The sequence below is a fragment of the Micromonospora sp. LOL_013 genome (assembly GCF_048060315.1).
Lineage (GTDB): Bacteria > Actinomycetota > Actinomycetes > Mycobacteriales > Micromonosporaceae > Micromonospora_E.
Map to the genome: position 1 here is coordinate 49,668 of NZ_JBHMIQ010000004.1, position 19,619 is coordinate 69,286.

Annotated in this window: 12 protein-coding genes; 8 read left to right on the top strand and 4 right to left on the bottom strand. The window is 70.4% G+C overall.

The genetic code is table 11. From position 1 onward, the window contains the following. Positions 1–232: 232 nt before the first annotated feature. From ACFHWS_RS04215 to ACFHWS_RS04250, 8 genes are all read left to right on the top strand, one after another. Entirely contained in the window at positions 233–1,240 is a 1,008-nt protein-coding gene (locus tag ACFHWS_RS04215; RefSeq protein WP_416567671.1) for a hypothetical protein, read from the top strand. After that, the gene (locus ACFHWS_RS04220) at positions 1,177–2,199 is read left to right on the top strand and encodes a serine hydrolase domain-containing protein (protein ID WP_416567672.1); all 1,023 of its coding nucleotides are present in this window, start codon (positions 1,177–1,179) and stop codon (positions 2,197–2,199) included. Before ACFHWS_RS04215 ends, ACFHWS_RS04220 begins: the two co-directional genes overlap by 64 nt. A 137-nt stretch (positions 2,200–2,336) precedes the next feature. Then, positions 2,337–3,152, top strand: coding sequence for an ABC transporter ATP-binding protein (locus ACFHWS_RS04225; protein ID WP_416553232.1), 816 nt, complete (start codon positions 2,337–2,339; stop codon positions 3,150–3,152). Positions 3,153–3,183: 31 nt separating this feature from the next. Then, positions 3,184–4,212: an ABC transporter substrate-binding protein gene (locus ACFHWS_RS04230; protein ID WP_416553234.1), complete on the top strand. Its 1,029-nt coding sequence runs from the start codon at positions 3,184–3,186 to the stop codon at positions 4,210–4,212. 23 nt (positions 4,213–4,235) lie between these two features. Continuing rightward, positions 4,236–6,344 carry an iron ABC transporter permease gene (locus tag ACFHWS_RS04235; RefSeq protein WP_416567673.1) on the top strand — a complete coding sequence of 703 codons (2,109 nt, stop codon included), beginning with the start codon at positions 4,236–4,238 and terminating at the stop codon, positions 6,342–6,344. A 599-nt stretch (positions 6,345–6,943) separates the two neighbouring features. Next, positions 6,944–8,917, top strand: a complete 1,974-nt coding sequence (locus ACFHWS_RS04240) for an OmpL47-type beta-barrel domain-containing protein (protein ID WP_416567674.1) — start codon at positions 6,944–6,946, stop codon at positions 8,915–8,917. A 74-nt stretch (positions 8,918–8,991) separates the two neighbouring features. After that, complete coding sequence (locus ACFHWS_RS04245; RefSeq protein WP_416553240.1) at positions 8,992–10,221, top strand: multicopper oxidase domain-containing protein; 1,230 nt, start codon at positions 8,992–8,994, stop codon at positions 10,219–10,221. A gap of 57 nt (positions 10,222–10,278) precedes the next feature. Next, a complete protein-coding gene (locus tag ACFHWS_RS04250) occupies positions 10,279–14,259 on the top strand; it encodes a ThuA domain-containing protein (RefSeq protein ID WP_416567675.1) in 3,981 nt (1,326 codons plus the stop codon). Positions 14,260–14,349: 90 nt separating this feature from the next. Here ACFHWS_RS04250 and ACFHWS_RS04255 read toward each other — a convergent pair whose 3' ends face one another. The 4 genes from ACFHWS_RS04255 to ACFHWS_RS04270 all read right to left on the bottom strand — a co-directional run bounded on the left by ACFHWS_RS04255 (position 14,350) and on the right by ACFHWS_RS04270 (position 19,579). Further along, on the bottom strand, positions 14,350–15,852 hold the full coding sequence (locus ACFHWS_RS04255; RefSeq protein WP_416567676.1) for a lipid II flippase MurJ: 1,503 nt from the start codon (positions 15,850–15,852) through the stop codon (positions 14,350–14,352). A gap of 18 nt (positions 15,853–15,870) precedes the next feature. Further along, the gene (locus ACFHWS_RS04260) at positions 15,871–16,911 is read right to left on the bottom strand and encodes a glycosyltransferase (RefSeq protein WP_416553246.1); all 1,041 of its coding nucleotides are present in this window, start codon (positions 16,909–16,911) and stop codon (positions 15,871–15,873) included. After that, positions 16,847–18,247 carry an O-antigen ligase family protein gene (locus tag ACFHWS_RS04265; RefSeq protein ID WP_416553248.1) on the bottom strand — a complete coding sequence of 467 codons (1,401 nt, stop codon included), beginning with the start codon at positions 18,245–18,247 and terminating at the stop codon, positions 16,847–16,849. The genes ACFHWS_RS04260 and ACFHWS_RS04265 overlap by 65 nt, the downstream gene beginning before the upstream one ends. A 105-nt stretch (positions 18,248–18,352) precedes the next feature. Beyond that, positions 18,353–19,579 (bottom strand): glycosyl transferase family 1, encoded by a 1,227-nt coding sequence (locus ACFHWS_RS04270; protein WP_416567677.1) that lies wholly within the window; start codon positions 19,577–19,579, stop codon positions 18,353–18,355. Between the last annotated feature and the right edge of the window lie 40 nt (positions 19,580–19,619).

Below are 19,619 nucleotides of genomic sequence, written 5' to 3' on the forward strand. Positions count from 1 at the left end.
TTCATTGCCGACTCGGGGCGCACACCTACTACCAGCCCAAAAACGGGCAATCTCCGCATACCATAGCGGACCATCGGGGCAACGGTGACGGCCCGGCCGAACCCGAACCGTGGCACCCTGGCCCGTTCGTACTGTCGTCCACCTGACAGCAGAACCTGTTGGTCGGAGCGGACCGCCGCACTCCCAGTTGTTGTCCGACAACCGTCGGGCATATCGAGAGGAGCAGCGGACCATGAGATCCGAATCCGTACGCGGCGCGCGAAGCCGCGTACTCGCCGCTCTGGCGGTCGTGGCGACGGCGGCCTCGCTCGCCGGTACGGCGACGACCCCGGCGGCGGCCCACCCGGGCCCGCCCTCGGCCGTCTTCGACCCCGACGAGGTGGGCTGGGCGTCGGTACGGGACATGACCCCGGCCGACTTCCAGGTGCGGTTCGACGAGTACGCCGCCGCCGGCTACCTGGTCGTCGGCCTAGACGTGGACGTGGCCGACGACGGACGGCGCATCGGCGCCGCCTTCCAACGCAACCTCGACGGGCGGGGCTGGCTGATACGCACCAGGCTGACCAAGGCCGAGTTCGACACCGAGTTCGTCAAGGCGGCGGACGACGGGATGCGGCTGGTCGACTTCGAGACCTACGTCGAGAGCGGTGACCGCTACTACGCCGCCGCCTGGGTGCGCAACGTGGAGGGCTACGGCTGGTCGATGAAGTACAACCTGACCGCCGCCGAGTTCACCGCGTACTACACGGAGCAGCGACGCACCCGGATGCCGGTCGACGTCGACATCTATCCGACGGGTGCCGGCACCAGGTACGCGCTCGTCTGGGTGGACAACGCCGAGAACCTGGACTGGCGGCTACTCGGCGGCATCACCCGCACCGAGTACCAGGACGCGGTCGACGCCTACCAGATCGTCTACCGGTCGCTGGTGGTCGACTCGGCGCTCACCACCGTCGGCCAGCGGTACGCCGGCATCTGGGTGGAGAACACCAACCACCGCCGCTGGTGGGTACGCAGCGATCTGACCCGACAGGAGTACGTCAACTGGTGGCACCGGTACGCCGACGAGGGATACCGGGTGATCAACTTCGAGCGGTACGAGACCGCAAGGGCACCCGGTACGCCGGGGTCTGGCGGCAGAACTCCGACCGGCCGGGCTGGAAGCTGCGCCGGTCGGTGGACAACCTGGTCCAGGGCGAGGCGAACAGTCTCAACATGCCGGGCATCGCCGTGGCGGTGATGCAGGACGGTGAGTTCCGCTACCTGCGCGGGTTCGGGCACGCCAACGTCAACGACGACGTGTGGCTGGACTCCGGGCACGTGCTACGGATCGCGTCGGTGTCCAAGGGGATCGGCGGGGTGCTCACCATGCGGGCGGTCGAGGACGGGCAGATCGACCCGGCCGACGACGTCCGAGACCACGTCGCCGGGCTGCCCGCCCACCACGCGTACACGGTCGAGCAGGTGGCCAGCAACCGGGCCTGTGTGCGGCACTACGCGGGCACGGAGGCCGCCGACGGCGCCGACCCGGCCGACGTCGCGCAGTGGCAGGCCGAGGACACCGATCTCAGCACCACCTGGTACGCCAACTCCACCGCGGCCGCGGCCGAGTTCTGGGACTCCGACCTGGTCTGCTCGATCGGTGACGGGCACTACAGCACCCACGGCTACACCATCCTGGGCGCGGCGTTGGAGGGCGCGACCGGCACCCCGGTGGCGGAGCTGACCGAGTCGGAGTTGACCGCCGCGTTCGGCCTGGGCACCCTGCGGCCCGAGGACCTGTCGGACACCTCGGTGCGGCGCAGCACCTTCTACGACGGCGCCAACGACGAGTACGGCGGCGACGAGGTGAGCTGGAAGGTCCTCGGCGGCGGGATGGAGTCCTCAATCGCCGACCTGGCCCGGTTCGGCGACAAGCTGATCGACGGCGAGATCGTCGGCCCGAACTCGCTCGACGCCATGTGGGTCGACACCGGGTGGAGCTACGCGTACGGGTGGTCGATCAGCACCGAGGACGGACACCGACGGATCGGCAAGAACGGCGGCGCCGACGGGTCCACCGCGTACCTGCAGATGTACCCGGACGACGGGATCGTCGTGGCGGTGCTGATGAACCGGGCCGACGGGGTCGCCGGCGAGAACCGGGCCGAGGAGCTGGGTTCCGAGATTGGCACGCTGGTGCTGAACACGCTGCCCTGACCGGTGCCGGATCCCCGGTCCGCGAGATGCCCGAGCGGCGTCCGGCGGGCCGGGGATCCGGCGTCGCCGCCGGTACGCCGAGCGGCCGGTGACCGGCGACTTTCCGTCGATCAACGTTTAGGGTAGCCTCACCTAACATGATCGCGACGACGTTGCACGGCGACGACCTGGTGCTCGGATACCAGCGCACCACGGTCGTCCACGGCGTGTCCGTCGCCATCCACCCCGGCGTGGTAACCGCCCTGATCGGCCCCAACGGCAGTGGCAAGTCCACCGTGCTGCGCTCGCTCGCCCGACTGCACCGGGCATCGTCCGGCCGGATCCTGCTCGGCCGCGAAAACGGCGACCTGGAGGACGCGGCACCGCTGTCCGCCCGCGACTTCGCCCGCCGGGTGACCCTGCTGTCCCAGTCCCGACCGCACCCGTCTGGCCTGCGGGTCCGCGACGTCGTCGCCTTCGGGCGCCACCCGCACCGGCGCCGGTTCAGCCCGCTCACCGACACCGACCAGGCGATGGTCGACCACGCCATGGAGCTGACCGGGACCACGCCGATGGCCCATCGCGCGGTCGACCAGCTCTCCGGCGGTGAGCTGCAACGGGTGTGGCTGGCCGCCTGCCTCGCCCAGGACACCGGCGTGCTGCTGCTCGACGAGCCGACCAACCATCTCGACCTGCGCTACCAGGTCGAGATCCTCGACCTGGTCCGTGACCTCGCGGACCGGCACCAGACGGCGCTCGGCGTCGTCCTGCACGACCTGAACCAGGCCGCCGGCGTGGCCGACCAGATCGTGCTGCTGAGCCAGGGCCGGGTGCGGGCCGCCGGCCCGGCGGCCGAGGTACTGACCACGGAACACCTCTCCGAGGTCTACGGGTTGCCGATCGACACCACCGTGGACCCGACCACCGGTCTGGTGCGGGTCGAGCCCCGAGGGCGACACCACCGGCGCCACTGAGCGCCCGGTCAACCAACGAGTGAGGAATCTGATGAGAACCCGATCGATGACGGCTGCCCTGGCCGCCGTCCTGTTGATCCCGTCGGCGCTGGCCGCCTGCGGCACCAGCGATCCGCAGACCGCAGACGCCACGCCCACGGCCAACGCCTCCGGTGAATGCGCCGACGACACCACCGTGACCTCTACCGGACCGGTGGAGGTCACCGACGCGCTCGGGCGCACCGTGACGTTGGACGAGCCGGCGCAGCGGGTGGCCGTGCTGGAGTGGCAGCAGATCGAGGACGTCCTCACCCTGTGCCTCACCCCGGTGGCGGTGGCCGACCCGGACGGCTACCGCACCTGGGACACCGCCGAGGAGCTACCGGACGGAGTCGCCGACGTCGGCCTGCGCGGCGAGCCCAACCTCGACGCGCTGTTCGCCGCCGATCCGGACCTGGTGATCGTCGAGGCCACCGCCGAGGACGACCCGGTCATCGCGCAGCTCGCCGAGTACGACGTCCCGGTGCTGGCCACCCGGGGGGCGGATGCCGCCGACCCGGTCCAGAACATGCTGGACACCTTCGCGATGATCGCCGAGACCCTCGGCCGCTCCGAGCGGGCCGACCTCGTCGCCGACGAGTTCCAGGCCAGCCTCGACGAGGCGAAGCAGCAGATCACCGGTGCTGATCTCACGAGCACCGAGTTCGTCTACTTCGACGGCTGGGTCCAGGGCGGCAACGTCGCCATCCGGCCGTTCGGCCAGGGATCGCTGGTCGGTGAACTCGGCGAGGCGATCGGCCTGACGAACGCCTGGACCGGCGAGGTCGACCCTGCGTACGGCCTGGGCCAGACCGACATCGAGGGGATGACCACCGTCGGCGACGCCACGCTGTTCTACACCGGCACCACCGACCCCGCCGGCAGCGTCCTGACCGAGCTGGAGAAGAACGAGATCTGGGCGTCGCTGCCGGCGGTCGAGCAGGGGCGGGCGTACGCCTTCCCGGCCGGCATCTGGACCTTCGGCGGCCCCCGCTCGTCGCAGCAGGTGCTCGACGCCTACGTCGACGTCCTGGCCAGCTGACCATCGTGAACGACGGTCCACGGGTGCCCACGGGGATCCGTCCGACGCCGGGCGCCGTCGCCACCCGACCGGTGGCGGCGTCCGGTGTGGACCGCCGGGCCGTGGTCGGCGGGTTGGGCACCCTGCTGTCGCTCGGGGTGGCCCTGGTGGTCGCCGCCGGCTGGCACCTGACCCAGGGTACCTCGGGGGTGGGGCTCGCCGACCTGCTCTCGGCGGCGGTCGGCGGGGAGACGGGTGCCGACGGGGCGGTCCGGGAGATCCTGCTCGGCTCCCGGCTGCCACGGCTGGCGGCCGGGATCGCGGTCGGCTTCGCCCTCGGCGTCGCCGGCGCGCTGTTCCAGTCGCTGGCCCGCAACACACTCGCCTCACCGGACACCCTCGCGGTGACTGCGGGGGCGTACCTCGCCGTCAGTGCAGTCGCGGCGTTCGGCCTCGGTGTGCCGCTCTGGGCGTCGGGCGTCGTCGCCTTCGTCGGCGGGCTGCTGGCCGCCGGTCTCGTTCTGGGTCTCGCCGGCGGCGCGGGCAGCTCGACGACTCGTCTCGTCCTGGCCGGCTCCGTCGTCGCGATGGCGTTGCAGTCGGCCACGGCCGCGGTGCTGATCGGCTTCCAGCAGGAGACGACCGGGCTGTTCGCCTGGGGCAGCGGATCGCTGAGCCAGCTCGGGCTGACCGCCTTCGGGCAGGCCGCGCCGATCGTGGTCGGCGCCACGGCGGTGGCCGGGCTGCTGGCCCGCCGACTCGACCTGCTGGGTCTCGGCGACGACACGGCCGGAGCGCTGGGCGTACCGGTCCGGGCGACCCGGGCGGTCGGGACGGTGCTCGCGGTGCTGCTCACCGCGGCGGCGGTGACCCTGGCCGGCCCGATCGGGTTCGTCGGTCTCTGCGCGCCGGCGGTGACCCGGATGTCGGCACGGTTCGTACCGGCGCTGCACCGGCACGCCGTACTGGTGCCGGCGGCGGGTCTGGTCGGCGCGCTGACGGTCGTCCTGGCCGACGGGGTGATCCGCGCCCTGCTCGGCGCGGACCGGGCCGGCCAGGTGCCGACCGGGGTGGCCACCACCCTGGTCGGTGCCGTCCTGCTCATCGTGCTGGCCCGCCGGGTACGCGACTCCGGCCCGAGCCGGCAACCGCCGGGCAGCCGGATGGGGCCCCGGAGTCGCCGCCGGTACTGGGCGGTCCTGGCGGTCGTCGGCGTCACCGCCGCCGGCGCCGGGCTGCTCGGCCTGCTCGCCGGCAACACCTGGCTGCTCACCGGCGACATCGCGCTCTGGCTGTCCGGTGAGGGACCGCCCGTCATCCGCTTCGCGCTGGACGAACGGGCACCACGGGTGGCGGCGGCGCTGGCCGCCGGGGGTGCCCTCGCGTTGTCCGGCTCCCTGGTCCAGGCGACCTGCCGCAATCCGCTCGCCGAGCCGGGGATCCTCGGCATCACCGGTGGTGCCGGGCTGGCCGCGGTGATCGTGGTGACCGGCGGTGTCGGCGGCAACGCGACGATGATCGCCGCCGCCACCGGCGGCGCGCTGGCCGCCTTCGGTCTGGTCTACTCCGTGGCCTGGCGAGGCGGGCTGCACACCGACCGGCTGGTCCTGATCGGGGTCGGGGTCTGGTACGCGGCGACCGCCCTGACGACCTATCTGCTGGTGCGGTCGAATCCGTGGGACACGCCGAAGATCTACACGTGGCTGTCCGGCACGACGTACGGCCGCAGTTGGACCCAGGTGGTCCCGGTGGTAGTCGCCCTGCTGGTGGCGCTGCCGGTCGCCCTGGCCGCCCGCCGCGATCTGGACCTGATCGCGATCGACGAAGACACGCCCCGGATCGTCGGTGTCGGTCTGGAACGGATCCGTCTCCTGGTGCTGGCGGTCGCGGCCGTGCTGGCCGCGTTGAGCGTGACCGCGATCGGTGTCGTCGGTTTCGTCGGACTGGTCGCGCCGCACGCCGCCCGGGCGCTCGTCGGCGGCCGGCACGCCCGGATCATCCCGGTCGCGGTGCTGCTCGGTGCGGTCCTGCTCGGACTGGCCGACACCGTGGGCCGTACCGTCGTCTCGCCGGCCCAGCTGCCGGCCGGCCTGGCGGTGGCGTTGATCGGTGCCCCGTACTTCGTCTACCTACTGGCCCGTTCCCGGGCCTGATCCCGGCGGCCCGGGAACGGGTTTGTCCACCACTGTGGTCACGGCTGGTCACCCACGGCGTTCCACACCTTCTGTCGACACTGGCAAAAGTCTGGGATGAACCACCGAAAGATGTAGACACCTCGATCCCAAGTCCGCTAGCCTCCAGATCACCGAGGCATTCGGTTAGGTAACCAAACAGTTTGGCTGCCTCGACCGGACGCCGTCGGGCGGGCACGGCACCCGCCCGACGGCGACAACCTCGCCGGGGCCGTGGCACCCCCCGGAAACACTGGACGCATCCGATCGGCGCGGCGGCGCGCGCCTCCACCTCCGTCGCCCTACTCACCCCTGGCCCGCCAAGGCAGTCGTCACCTGTCGAACCCGCCCGGACGTTTCCCGTCACCCACCACCCGCACACCCGGTATCACCACGCACCCGCCTGGTATCACCACGCACCCGCCCGGCGTCGGCCGCCGAGCTCGGTTGCCGGTGAACCGTGACCGCCGCACCCGTTCCCACTGGTGCAGCTACCACGCGCCCGGATCACCCCAACCTCTGACCGACCATGCGTCAACTCTGTCCGAAACAGACCGGTATGTGATGAAAGGTAGCCGGACATGGCAGTCAACCCTGACGATCGCGGCGGGCCCGTCCGCCCGAGCAGACCGCCGACCAAGCCGAGACGATCGCTGACCGCGCTGGCGGCCGTGCTCGCCATGGTCCTCACCAGTACCTTGGCCGCGGCGCCGGTCAACGCCCGCCCGACCCACGGCGGTCCACCGGAGTACCGGGCCGCCCAGGTGCTGACCTGGACCGCCGGCAACGACGTCACCGCGTACACCTCGGCACCGACCATCGCCGAGCCCGGACCGGCGACGCTGGTCTTCGAGAACAGCGCCGCGACCGGCAACACCAGCGGCATGCAGCACACGCTCACCTTCGAGACCGGTGACCCGACCTACAACCAGGACGTGAACGTCAACATCCTGGCCGACCCGTACGACTCCAACGGCGGCCTGTGGACGGTCGACGTGGTACTCACCCCGGGGACGTACCGGTACTTCTGCGCCATCCCCGGCCACGGCCTGATGAACGGGCTGCTGGTGGTCAGTGCCGTCAGCACCGAGGACACCACCGCACCCCAGGTGACCGCGGCGCTGTCCGGGCCGCGCGACGACGACGGGGCCTACCTCGGTGCCGCCACCGTCACCCTCACCGCCACCGACGACATGTCCGGTGTCGACACCATCGAACACTCCCTCGACGGCGGCGGGTTCCGCGAGTACACCGCACCGGTCACGGTCAACGAGCCGGGCCAGCACACGGTCGCCTACCGGGCGACCGACATCGCCGGCAACACCTCCGACCCGCAGTCGGTCACCTTCACCGTCGCCCCGCCACCGGACCCGGACACCACCGCACCCACGGTGACCGCGTCCGTGTCCGGCGCCCAGAGCGAGGTCGGCTCCTACCTCGACACCGCAACGGTCACCGTCACCGCCACCGACGACGACTCAGGAGTCGCCAGTGTCGAGTACTCCCTCGACAGCGGCGCGTACACCGACTACACCGCCCCGGTGACGGTGAACAGCCCGGGTGCGCACACGGTCAGCTACCGCGCCACCGACGAAGCCGGCAACACCTCCGACCCCGGATCGGTCACCTTCACCGTGGTCGCCGGCGGCGGCGACCCGCAGTGCCGGGTGCTGGACACCCGGCCGACGGTCTGGCTGGGCACCCGCAACAGCGAGGTGACCAACCGGCAGGTGGGTCCGGGCTGCACCATCAACAACCTGATCGCCAGCGAACGGATCTGGCGCAATCACAACGAGTTCATGCAGCATGTCCGGGCGGTGGTGAAGAACCTGCGCGAACAGGGCGTGATCAGCCAGGCCGAACGGGTCACCCTGATCGACACGGCCAAGCTGTCCGCGGTCGGCAAGTCGGACGCCCACACCGGCTACCAGTCGATCCTCAACCGGTCGGGCGCATCGTTCGATCAATGGGAACAGGTCGGTGCGGGCGGCTTCACCCGCAACGCCGACGGCTCGGTCACCAGCCGGCCGGTCGCCGGACTCGGCCTGCTCTGGTTCCCGATCCGCAGCTATGGCGATTTCTCGATGAAGCTGCAGTGGCGCGACGACGCACCGGGTGACGCCCGAGCCAACAGTGGCGTCTTCGTCCGGTTCCCCGCCGTGCACCAGCACCCGCAGGAACCCCGGCCGGAATGGGTGGCCATCAAGTACGGCCACGAGGTGCAGATCTTCGACAGCCCGGTCGGCGACCGATACAAGACCGGTTCGGTGTACGGATTCGGCGGCGTCGACGTCGACGCCGCCGGGGTCACCCCGAAGGGCACCTGGAACGACTACGAGATCCGGGTGGCCGGGCAGCACTACTCGATTTTCCGCAACGGGGAGCTGGTCAACGAGTTCGTCAACACCCCTGACCTGGTGTTCGACCCGCCCCGGGCCGACGACCCGGGCGGTGCCGGCCGGCAGCGTACCGAAGGTTACCTCGGCCTGCAGGTGCACGGCGCGGACGACATCGTCAGCTTCCGCAACGTCCGGATCGCCCCGCTGACGCCGTGAGCGGACCGGGACCCCGACGGACACACCACCACCCCCCGACCGGCGATGACCGGCGCGACGAACAGGAACGGACGTTGAACGAGACGACGCATCTGAGCACCGACCCGATCGACGAACCAGCCAGACCGGGTGGCCCGGGTGGCAACGGCGTAGGCCGGGCCCTGGTGGTCCTGGCGGTCCTGGCGGTCACCTTCGCAGGCGCCGGCACCGCGTACGCCGTCAACCAGAGCGCCACCGACCCGGTGGCCGCAGCCGTGCCGGCCGACGGCGTGGTGCCTGAGGGCTGCGTGGCACCGGACCGGGAACTGCAGCTGTACGCCGTGGAGCTGCCCCGCGACCCGGTGACCAACCAGATCCGGCTGGGCTACGGCCTGACCCCGCAGACCGCCTCCTACCCGGGCCCGACGATGGAGATGATCGAAGGCGAGTGCCTGGCGATCACCCTGCACAACCAGGTGACCGCCGAGACGCTGGGGCAGCTGCGGACCGATCCGGAGCACCCGCTCGGTGTCTCGTTGCACGCGCACGGGGTGAAGTACACCCAGGACTCCGACGGTACCGTACACAGTGGCTCATATGTCGGGCCGGGTGAGTCCCGGACCTACACCTGGTACGCGAAGCCGCGCAGTTCCCGGACCGGCTCGCCGGGCACCGCCGGCTACTGGTGGTACCACGACCACGTGGTCGGCGGCCCGCACGGCACCCAGGGCATCGGCTCGGGCCTGTTCGGCGGCCTGGTGGTGCGCCGGCAGGGCGACCCCCGGCCGGACCGGACCTATGTCACGGTCTTCGGCGACCGCCAGTCGATCAACCTGCGCCGCGGGGCCGCGACCGACGACTGCGACCTGGACAACCCGGTGCCCGGCCCGGCCTGCTTCGTCGCGAAGGTCGGCGAGCGGGTCGAGTTCATCGTGGTCGGCACCGGCGACGACATGCACACCTGGCACGTGCACGGCCACTCCTGGGCGGACACCCGCACCGGCGTGGTCGCTGGCGACAACAAGGCGATCGTCGACTCCATCCCGGTGATCGACAACAAGACCCTCGGTCCCGGCGACTCGTTCGGCGTGACCATCGTCGCCGGCGACTCGGTCGGACCGGGCCACTGGATGCTGCACTGCCACATGCAGTTCCACTCAGACCTGGGCATGGCCACCACCCTGCACGTCCTTGACGAGAACGGACAGATGCCGCCCGGCGGTCACCAGCACCGTGCGGTGCTCGCCCAGTCGGGTGTCGACGTCGGCGGCGAGCCGGCCACCGACCTCCAGGCCGGTGCCGGACACGACGGCCACCAGAACTGAACCGTCCCAGCCACCCCACCCCGGCGCATCCCGCGCCGGCCGCTGTAAGGAGCAGGAATGGCCGACAGACGCCATTTCAGATTCCCCCGACTGCGCCACCGATCAGCCGCCGCGGCCGCGGCCGTTACCCTGCTGGCCGGTCTGCTGACCGCGCCGGTCTCCCCCGCCCAGGCCGACCCCACGCCACCCACCTGGGGCAACCGGGTCGTCAACGTGCTGGTCTTCCACGGCCCCGAGGCCGAACAGAGCGACCCGGTCCGCCGGGCCACCAACGTCATCCGACGGCTCGGCAACGAGCACGGCTTCTACGTGCACTCGTCCGACGATCCGAGCGTGTTCAACCCCGACAACCTGGCCCGCTACCGCAGCGTGGTCTTCCTCTCCACCGCCGGTGTCACCCTCGACGACGCACAGGAGGCGGCGTTCCAGGCGTACGTCAAAGGCGGCGGCGGCTTCGTCGGCGTGCACGACGCGGCGTACACCCAGCCCGGATCGGAATGGTTCACCGGTCTGCTCGGCACCCGGCCGGCACCCACCCTGCCGCCGGCGGAGACGGTGGTCGAGGCGAGCGCCAGCGGCAACAACCCGCCGAACGAGACCGCCAGCCACGCGTTCGACCGCGCCACCGGCACCAAGTGGCTGACCCGCTCCCCGACCGGCTGGCTCGCCGGTGAGCTGGCCGAGCCGACCGTGGTCAACCGGTACGCGCTCACCTCGGCCAACGACTTCCCCGGCCGGGACCCGCGGGACTGGACGCTGCAGGGGTCCAACGACGGCGAGAGCTGGACCGATCTGGACCGCCGGACCGGGCAGAGCTTCCCACAGCGGTTCCTCACCCGGCAGTTCGCGTTTGACAACACTGACGCCTACCGGCACTACCGGCTGGACATCACGGCGAACAGCGACGAGCCGCTGACCCAGCTCGCCGAGCTATGGCTGATCGGCGCCGACGCCGGTGCGGCACCGGAGACCCAGGTCCAGCAGGCAGAGGTCGACGTCACCGACCGCAACCACCCGGCGACCCGCGACCTGCCGATGAACTGGACCCGCGACGACCAGTGGATCAGCTGGGACCCGAACCCGGTTGGCCGGGTGCACGTCGTCGCCCAGGTCGACGAGACCAGCTACGACGCAGGGCTCAGCGGCAACGGACCGTTCCACCCGGTGGCCTGGTGCCACGACTACGACGGTGGCCGGTCGTTCTACACCGGAATGGGCTACACCGAGGCAAGCTGGGCCAAGGACCTACAGTTCCGCGAACACGTCCTCGGCGCGATCCGGTGGACCGCCGGCACGGTACGCGGTGACTGCCAGGCGACGATAGCCGCCAACTACCGGATCGAGCGGCTCACCGGCACCAACCAGCAGGGCGAACTGGATCAGGTCGGTGAACCGCACGGCCTGACCATCGCACCGGACGGCACGGTCTTCTACATCGGCCGCGCCGCCTGCCCCTCCGGGGCGATCCCCGACTGGTCGAACCCGGACATCGGCAAGGGCTGCGGCACCATCCACCAGTGGGATCCGCAGACCCGGCAGGTGAAGCTGCTCACCACCCTGGAGGTGATGGGCAACCGGGGCAGCGGCAGCGAGCTGGTCAAGAGCGAGGAGGGTCTGCTGGGCATGACCCTGGACCCGGCGTTCACCGACAACGGCTGGTTCTACGTGTACTGGATGCCCCACGAGTCGATCGACCGGGAGAACCGGATCGGTCAGCGGACCGTGTCCCGGTTCACCTACGACCACGACAACGCCAGAATCGACCAGGCCACCCGTGAAGACCTGCTCAGCTGGGACACCCAGATCCACAGCTGCTGCCACGCTGGGGGTGGGATGACCTTCGACGACGCGGGCAACCTGTACGTCAGCACCGGTGACGCCAACTCGTCCGGTGGCTCCAGCGGCTATTCCGGCAACAACTGGACCCAGGAGTACGCCGGCGTCTCGTTCCAGGACGCCCGCCGTACCGCCGGCAACACCAACAACCTCAACGGCAAGATCCTGCGGATCACGCCGGAACCGGACGGCACGTACAGCATCCCGGACGGCAACCTGTTCACCGGCGAGGAGGAAGGCGGCGGCAAGACCCGTCCGGAGATCTACGTGATGGGGGTACGCAACCCGTCGCGCATCGCCTGGGATCCGGTCAACGACTGGCTGACCGCTGCCTGGGTCGGCCCGGACGCCACCAACCCGGACCCGGAGCTCGGGCCGGCGAAGTACGAACACGCCACGATCATCACCTCCGCCGGCAACCAGGGCTGGCCGTACTGCATGGGCAACCGCCAGCCGTACCGGGACCGCAGCAACACCGACGCGGCGGTACTGACCGGCTGGTACGACTGCGACAACCCGCGTAACACCTCGCCGCGGAACACCGGGCTGGTGGAGCTGCCGCCGGTACGCGACAACATGATCTGGTACTCACCGCAGGGCGGCGGCCCGGTCTTCCCGACCCGGGCCGATGGCAGCGGGTTGCCCACGTACGAGCCGGGCGAAGAGACCTTCACCCGGCCGTACCTGCGTGGCGGCGGCCAGGCCGTGATGAACGGCCCGACGTACCACCGCTCACAGGTCGACACCGACAGCGGTGTGGCGTGGCCGGCGCACTGGGACGGGAAGTGGTTCATCGGTGACCAGTCCAACGCGGACAACCGGGTGGCAGTCACCGTCGACCCGGCGATGGTGCCCGACCAGGGTGCCCCTGCCTACGCGGAGGATCTTCGGGCGGTCATACCAGGTGGCAACGGCGGCAACCAGTTACAGCACTGGATGGACGCCAAGTTCGGCCCGGACGGCGCGCTCTACCTGCTGGACTACGGCGGCGGCTTCTTCACCCTGCACGGCAACCAGAAGCTGATCCGGATCGTCTACGACGGCGGCGCGCAGACCCCGGGACCGGAGTACGCCTCGGCCCGGGTCCCGGATCCGAGCGACCCGCGCACGGTCACCTTCTCCAGCCACCGGGTGGGCGGGGTGGCCTGGGAATGGACCTTCGGTGAGGGCAACCGGGTGTCACACCTGCCGCACCCGACCCACACCTACCGCAAGCACGGGCAGTTCGAGGCGACGGTGAAGGTGACCTACGCCGACGGCGAGGTGGCCGAGCACACCGTCGTGGTCGACACCGGCTGCGACGCACCGGACGCTCGGGGGACGGTCTGGCTGCTGGACACCGACACCGGCGTACCGAATCACGATGCCGGTGCCGGGTGCACGGTCAACGATCTGATCGACGACGAGCGGCAGTGGCCGAACCAGGGCTCGTTCACCAGCCACCTGGACGAGGTGCTGGCGCAGCTCACCGACGCCGAGGTGCTCGACGAGCAGGAGGCGGCGACGCTGCGTACCGCGGGCGCCGACTCCCCCGTCGGCCGTACCGACGGCTACCGGACGTTGTTCGACGGCACCAGTCATTCGCTGTCCGGCTGGCGGCAGGCCCCCGGCGGCACGTTCAAACTGCTACCGGACGGGTCGATCAGCAGCTCCGGCGGGCTGGGCATGCTCTGGTACGGCGAGGAGGAGTTCGCCGACTACTCGCTGCGGCTGCGGTTCAAGGACGTCTCGCCGGGTGACACCCGGGCCAACAGCGGGGTGTTCGTCCGGTTCCCGGATCCCCGGGTGCCGGTGGACGAGCGTCCGGAGGGCAGCTGCGGCACGGTCGGCTCCGCCCGCAGTTCCCAGGCCTGGGTGGCGATCTTCTGCGGCCACGAGATCCAGCTCTACGACGGGGCAAGCGGGGAATCGCAGAAGACCGGGTCGATCTACAACTTCCAGCCCAACGACCTGGACCAGGCGCTGCCCGCACCGAAGGGCGAGTGGAACGACTACGAGATCCGGGTGGTCGGGCAGCACTACACGATCATCCGTAATGGGGTGACGATCAGCGAGTTCGACAACGTGCCGGGCAAGCAGTCGTCCCGGGCCGGCGACCCGCCCACCGATCTGCGCCAGTTCGTGAGCGGATTCATCGGTCTGCAGAACCACGGCAACAGCGACGTAATGGAGTTCCGCGACGTACGACTACGGACTCTCTGACCGGTGACGTGCCGGGTCCGGACACATCGTCCGGGCCCGGCACGTCAGGTCGTCCGGGCCCGGCACGTCAGGTCGTCGGGGCCCGGCACGTCAGGTCGTCCGACCGGCGGCCTTCGTCCAGAGTTCGGTGACGACGACCCGCCGCAACGACGGCACCAGCACCGTGTAGCCCGACCAGACCAGGCCGATCGCGGCGCACGAGGCGGCCGTGTGGAGCAGTCCGTCACCGGCCAGTGCCCGACCGACGAGGGCCGCCACCGCCACCGCCGGGGCCAGCAGCGACAACAGCCGGACCAGTTGGCGCAGCAGGTGCAGCGACAATGCCGAGCCGACCAGCATCACGAGGCTGGCGACCGTCGCGGCGACACCGATGGTGACCGGACCCCAGGAGCGCCACATGACGAGGTTGACCACGGCGGCGGCACCGAAAGCCAGCCCGTTGACCACCGCCACCCGCCGGTTTCGACCCCGGGCGTTGAGCACCTTCACGAAGGTGTATCCGAGCACGTGCGCCCAGATGCCGAGGGAGAAACCGAACAGCATGACCGACGTCACGTCCACCGCCCGGTCGTCGAACGCGCCGCGGGCGTAGAGCAGCGAGATGATGCCGCGGGCGTTCACCGTCAACGCGACGGACAGCGGGATCGTCACCAGCAGGACCGGGGCGATCAGCCGCTCCAGCCCCGCGACGACCTCGTCGCCGCGCATCCTGGCGAAGGCGGCGAGGCTGGCCAGGCCGAGCGGGGCGGCGATCAACGCCATCAGCGAGTCGACGACGAACCGGGAGTACTCGGTCGCGGCGACCACCTCGATGCCGAGCAACGAACCCACCGCCCGCTCGACGGCGATCGACCCCTGCAGCAGCACCGGAAGCAGCAGCAGCGGGCGGAGCCGACGCCAGAACATGGTCAACGCCACCGCGTACTGCGGCCGCGACGTGGGCGGCAGGGATCCGTCACCGCCGTCGGCACGCAGATACCCCTTGCGCCGGACCCAGTACGCCCCCCAGAGGAAGAGCACCACGTACGGCGCGGTGAAACCCCAGGCGAGCAGGACCACGTCGCCGGTGAGATAGGCGAGCAGCGTCGCGCCGATCAGGCCGACGCTCTGCACGCAGGCGCGCAGGTTGACCAGGCTGACGTCGTCGCGGGCCAGGGCAACCAGCGTGTACAGCGCGTACTGCACGTAGAACGGCACCGAGAACGCCGCGATGGTCAGCATCGCGACGGCGAGCGTGGCGGCTGCGTCGTCGAGACCGGGTCCGAGCAGTGCGATCCACAACTGCCGCAGCAGCAGCAACGCGACGACCAACAGCATCGAAAGTCCACCCAGGATCGTCCGGACCGCCCGGTAGAGCGCCAGCGCCAGCGCCGGGCTGTCCTGCCGGTAGCGCACGTAGATCGGCAGGAATCCAGCGGACAGCGCGTCCGCGGTGAAGAAGTTGACCGGCACCATGGTCGCGGTCTGCGCGACCCGGTTCGCCCCCACCGCCCGGCCGGCGCCGAACAGGGCCGCCAGTAGCACCTCGCGGACGATGCCGAGGAGCTTCCCGGCGATACCACCAAGTACGAGACGGAGAAAGGTGCTAGCCACGACTCGTCGCCAGCCCGGTCACACCAGCTCCCGGTAGAGTGACTCGAGCTTTGCGGTCTGTCTGCTCAGGTCGAAGCGGTCCTCGACCATCTTCCGTCCGCCGGTCCCGAGCCGCTGGCACAGGTCCTGATCACCGAGCAGCGCGACCAGGCGATCAGCGAGCGCGGCGGGATCGCGCTCCGGCACCAGGTAGCCGGTGACGCCGTCGACGACCGCCTCGGGGATGCCGCCGTGTCGCGTGCCGACGACGGGTCGATTGGTGGCGGCCGCCTCCAACAGCGCCATGCCGAGCCCTTCCTGGTCACCGTTGGCCGCCGTCACGCTCGGCAGGCACAGCACTCGAGACTGTGCAACCGTGGCCAGTACCTCGGCGTGCGGACGGACCCCGAGGAATCGCACCGTCTCCGCTACGCCCAGCTCGGTGGCGAGTGCACCCAACTGCCCATGCAGCGGGCCGTCGCCGATGATGACGAGTTCTGCCGTCGGCACGGCTCGATGCACGACGGCGAAGGCATGCAGCAGATCAGCGGTGCCCTTCTTCTCGACCAGCCGGGCGATGTGCACGATCCGGGGTGTCTCCGGCAGCGGCACCGGTTTGACGACCTCGGTGTCCACCCCGATCGGGAGCATCAGAGTCCGCTCGGCCGGGTAGCCCCACTCGATCGCGCGCCGCTGGATGTGCTCGGAGACGCAGACGAACGTCGCTCCGCTCTCGAACAGCGACCGTCGCCAGGTGACGTAGTTGACCCAGGACAGCTTGCGGGAGGCCAGCAGCTGTCTCCTGGTGACGCTCACGTCGAAGCCGTGCAGGGTGGTCACCAGCGGCACGCCGAGTGCCCGTGCGGTAGGGACGGCGAACACCCCCTCGACGCCGAAATGCGCGTGCAGGAGCCGCACCTCACGGTCTCGCAGCGTCCGCACCAGATGACCGGACCTGCGGGTCAGCAGGTACGACATGGTTGCCGGCCGGCCGTGGGGGGCGAGGCTGACGACGTCAGCGCCGGCCGGCACCCGCAGCGCCGGGTCCCGACCGACGAAGACCGGATGGTACGTACGCATCGCCAGCGCCTGCGCCTGGATGAACGTCTCGGACGGCTGGAACAGCTGGTGGCGCACTATCCCGACGCTCGGTCTGCCGGACACGTCGGACCTCCTCGGGAAGCGGATGAATCAAAAAGCACAGGAGCAGGGCAATCACCGGGATCGTATGGATGTCGCCGAAGATGTCGGTGTTCTCCCCCATCGCCTGGATGCAGACCCAGGCAACGGCCGCACCGGTCCAGGCGACGAACATCGCGTTGCGCGGAGAGTCACCGGCCGCTGCGCGGGCGACGAGCCGGAGTTCGGCGACGAGGAACCCGATCGTCGCGGCAAGACCCAGCAGGCCGGTGGACGCCCAGGCCGCCAGCAGGATGTTGTGCGGTGGGAAGGTGTCGTCGTAGATGTCGTTGCGGCGCGCGTAGTCGGCGAAGCCTTCGAGCCAACCACCCCAGCCGAGCCCCAGCACCGGACCGTCCCGGAACGCCGCGACGGCGTACCCCCAGATCTCGGTCCGCTGGCCGAACGCCGTGCGGACCGCGCCGAGGAAGCCGCCGCCGTCGCCGAGGGTCACCACCAGCACCGCCGGCACCGCCGTGGTACCTACCACGGCCACCAGGAGGCGGCGAGCCCGGACCGTCATCCGGGTCTGCCAGTGGTACGCGACGACCACGGCCAGCGGCAGCACCACCGCAAGCACCCGGCACGCCTTGGAGCCGGTGAACCACACCCCCAGGTAGCCGACGAGCCCGCAGATCAGCACGATCCGCTGCCGGGTGACCGACCAGATGGCGAACGCCGCCATCGCGCAGACGCCGAGGAACAGCCCGGCGACGTTGCCGTTGACGAACACGCCACCGGCCTTCGCCGGGTCAAGAACGTTGTTCCGGTTGACGTCGAACAGCCCGGCGACGGTGTTCTGCCCGGCGAAGTATCCCGCGATCCAGCGGAGGTAGGCGTTCTCCACATCGGGAAAGAGCTGAAAGACCGCGACCAGGCCGGACTGCGCGACGACGAACGGCCACAGCAGGTAGTGGGCCCGGTAGAGCAGCCATGGATCCTCCCGGGCCGCGTTGTCCATCAGCACCAGCGTGACCAGGAACTGCACCAGCAGCATGGTCGGCAGCCGCCCGTCCCCCGGATCCGGCGACCAGGCAAACGCCGCCAACCGGGCCAGCAGCAGTACGAACACGCTGCGCACCAGGGCGGTGCGCAACAGTCGGCTACCGGGGGTGCGGCACGCCCGGGCGGCGACGACCGGCGCCAGCGCCAGAGCGGCGACCGTCGACAACGGGATGTCGATCGTGCCAGCCGGCAGGAGATACAGCTGCGGTACCGCGAGCGCGAATACGATCATGACGCCGGTCCGTTGCGGTACCTGCGCCGCAGCGGCCATGCTCCGGGTGCGCATTGTGGGGCCTCGATCGGGGGTCGGAGGAGTCGGAAGAGCCGGTGAGTTCGGTCATCCGGCGGCGGTCCGCCGGGCGGTGAGCAGCGCGGCCAGCAGGTGACGCAGCAGCTGACCACGCTCGCCCCAGCCGTGCCGCCCGGCGCTGTCGATCCGTTCGGCGATCACCTCGTCGGTGACCGGGGTCAGCAACCGGCCCAGATGTTCGGTGAATTCGTCGTCCCCGGCGGTGACGACGTGCGGGTTCGACTCCGCCACCCGGCGCACCGATGGCAGCGCGGTGCTAAGCACCGCGAGGCCGGCCGACAGGTACTCGAAGCACTTCAACGGGCTGACGCCGACGGTGTACTCGTTCAGCGCGTACGGGACCAGACCGACCGCGCAGCTACCGGCCACCTCGGCGAGCTGCGACGGGGTGAGCAGACCGACGTGGCGGGCACCCACCCGTTCGAGCCGGCGCAGCTCGGCGGTGAAGCTGCCGCCACCAGCGGCGAGTGGGCCGGCCAGGATCAGCTCACCGCCCAACTCTCCGACGGTGGCGCCGACCCGCTCCAGCAGCGCGACGTCGAGCTTGGCGGTGGTGAGGTTGCCGGAGAAGATCACCGCCGGTCGACGCTCGACCGCCGGACGGCTGCCCCGCTGAAACACCGTGGTGTCCGCGACGTTCTCCAACAGCTCGATCCGGGAGAAGCCGGACAACGCCAGGTGTTCGCGTACCGCGTCGCTGGTCGCGATCGCGACCACGCCAGGCCGGGCGGCGAGGTCGCGCTCGCCGTTTGCCACGGCCACCGGGTCGACGCCGGGGAACCTGGCCAGCAGGTCGACACAGTGGTAGACGACCACGTCGGCCGCATCCTCAAGCCCGTAGGTCACCGGGGCGAACGTCCACAGCACCCGGGGCCGGTCACCGGTGAGCCAGTCCGCCGTCGCCCGGCGCAGGACTGCCTGGTTCAGTCGTCGCGTCGGTGCCCGGTGCACCGGTACCACCAGCGGCGAGACGATCGTGGTGTTCGCCGGCCTCACTCTGGCCGGTTGGCAAGGCACCGGACCGGCCGACGCGCCGAAGGCCCGCCGGGCGCGGCCGACCATCCGGGCAATGTCGTCAGGACGCAGCGTCGGTCGACGTAGACCGAGCGATTCCACGAAGGTGACCCGCGCACCGACCGCCAACTCCCGGGTGACGTAGTGCTGGTTGGTGGGTACGGCCGAATCCCATTCGGCCGTACCCAGGATCAGCACGCTGACCGCAGAATCTCTCGCACCGCCCGGTGTACTCAGCATCGCCCATCCCAACGAGTCCGCCGGGCAGAGGAATCGACAG

Bases quoted from the DNA above. Each gene is read 5' to 3' on its own strand.
- ACFHWS_RS04270 (WP_416567677.1), bottom strand. From the start codon at position 19,579: ATGCTGAGTACACCGGGCGGTGCGAGAGATTCTGCGGTCAGCGTGCTG.
- ACFHWS_RS04265 (WP_416553248.1), bottom strand. From the start codon at position 18,247: ATGATCGTATTCGCGCTCGCGGTACCGCAGCTGTATCTCCTGCCGGCT.
- ACFHWS_RS04240 (WP_416567674.1), top strand. From the start codon at position 6,944: ATGGCAGTCAACCCTGACGATCGCGGCGGGCCCGTCCGCCCGAGCAGA.
- ACFHWS_RS04215 (WP_416567671.1), top strand. From the start codon at position 233: ATGAGATCCGAATCCGTACGCGGCGCGCGAAGCCGCGTACTCGCCGCT.
- ACFHWS_RS04250 (WP_416567675.1), top strand. From the start codon at position 10,279: ATGGCCGACAGACGCCATTTCAGATTCCCCCGACTGCGCCACCGATCA.
- ACFHWS_RS04230 (WP_416553234.1), top strand. From the start codon at position 3,184: ATGAGAACCCGATCGATGACGGCTGCCCTGGCCGCCGTCCTGTTGATC.
- ACFHWS_RS04225 (WP_416553232.1), top strand. From the start codon at position 2,337: ATGATCGCGACGACGTTGCACGGCGACGACCTGGTGCTCGGATACCAG.
- ACFHWS_RS04260 (WP_416553246.1), bottom strand. From the start codon at position 16,911: ATGCGTACGTACCATCCGGTCTTCGTCGGTCGGGACCCGGCGCTGCGG.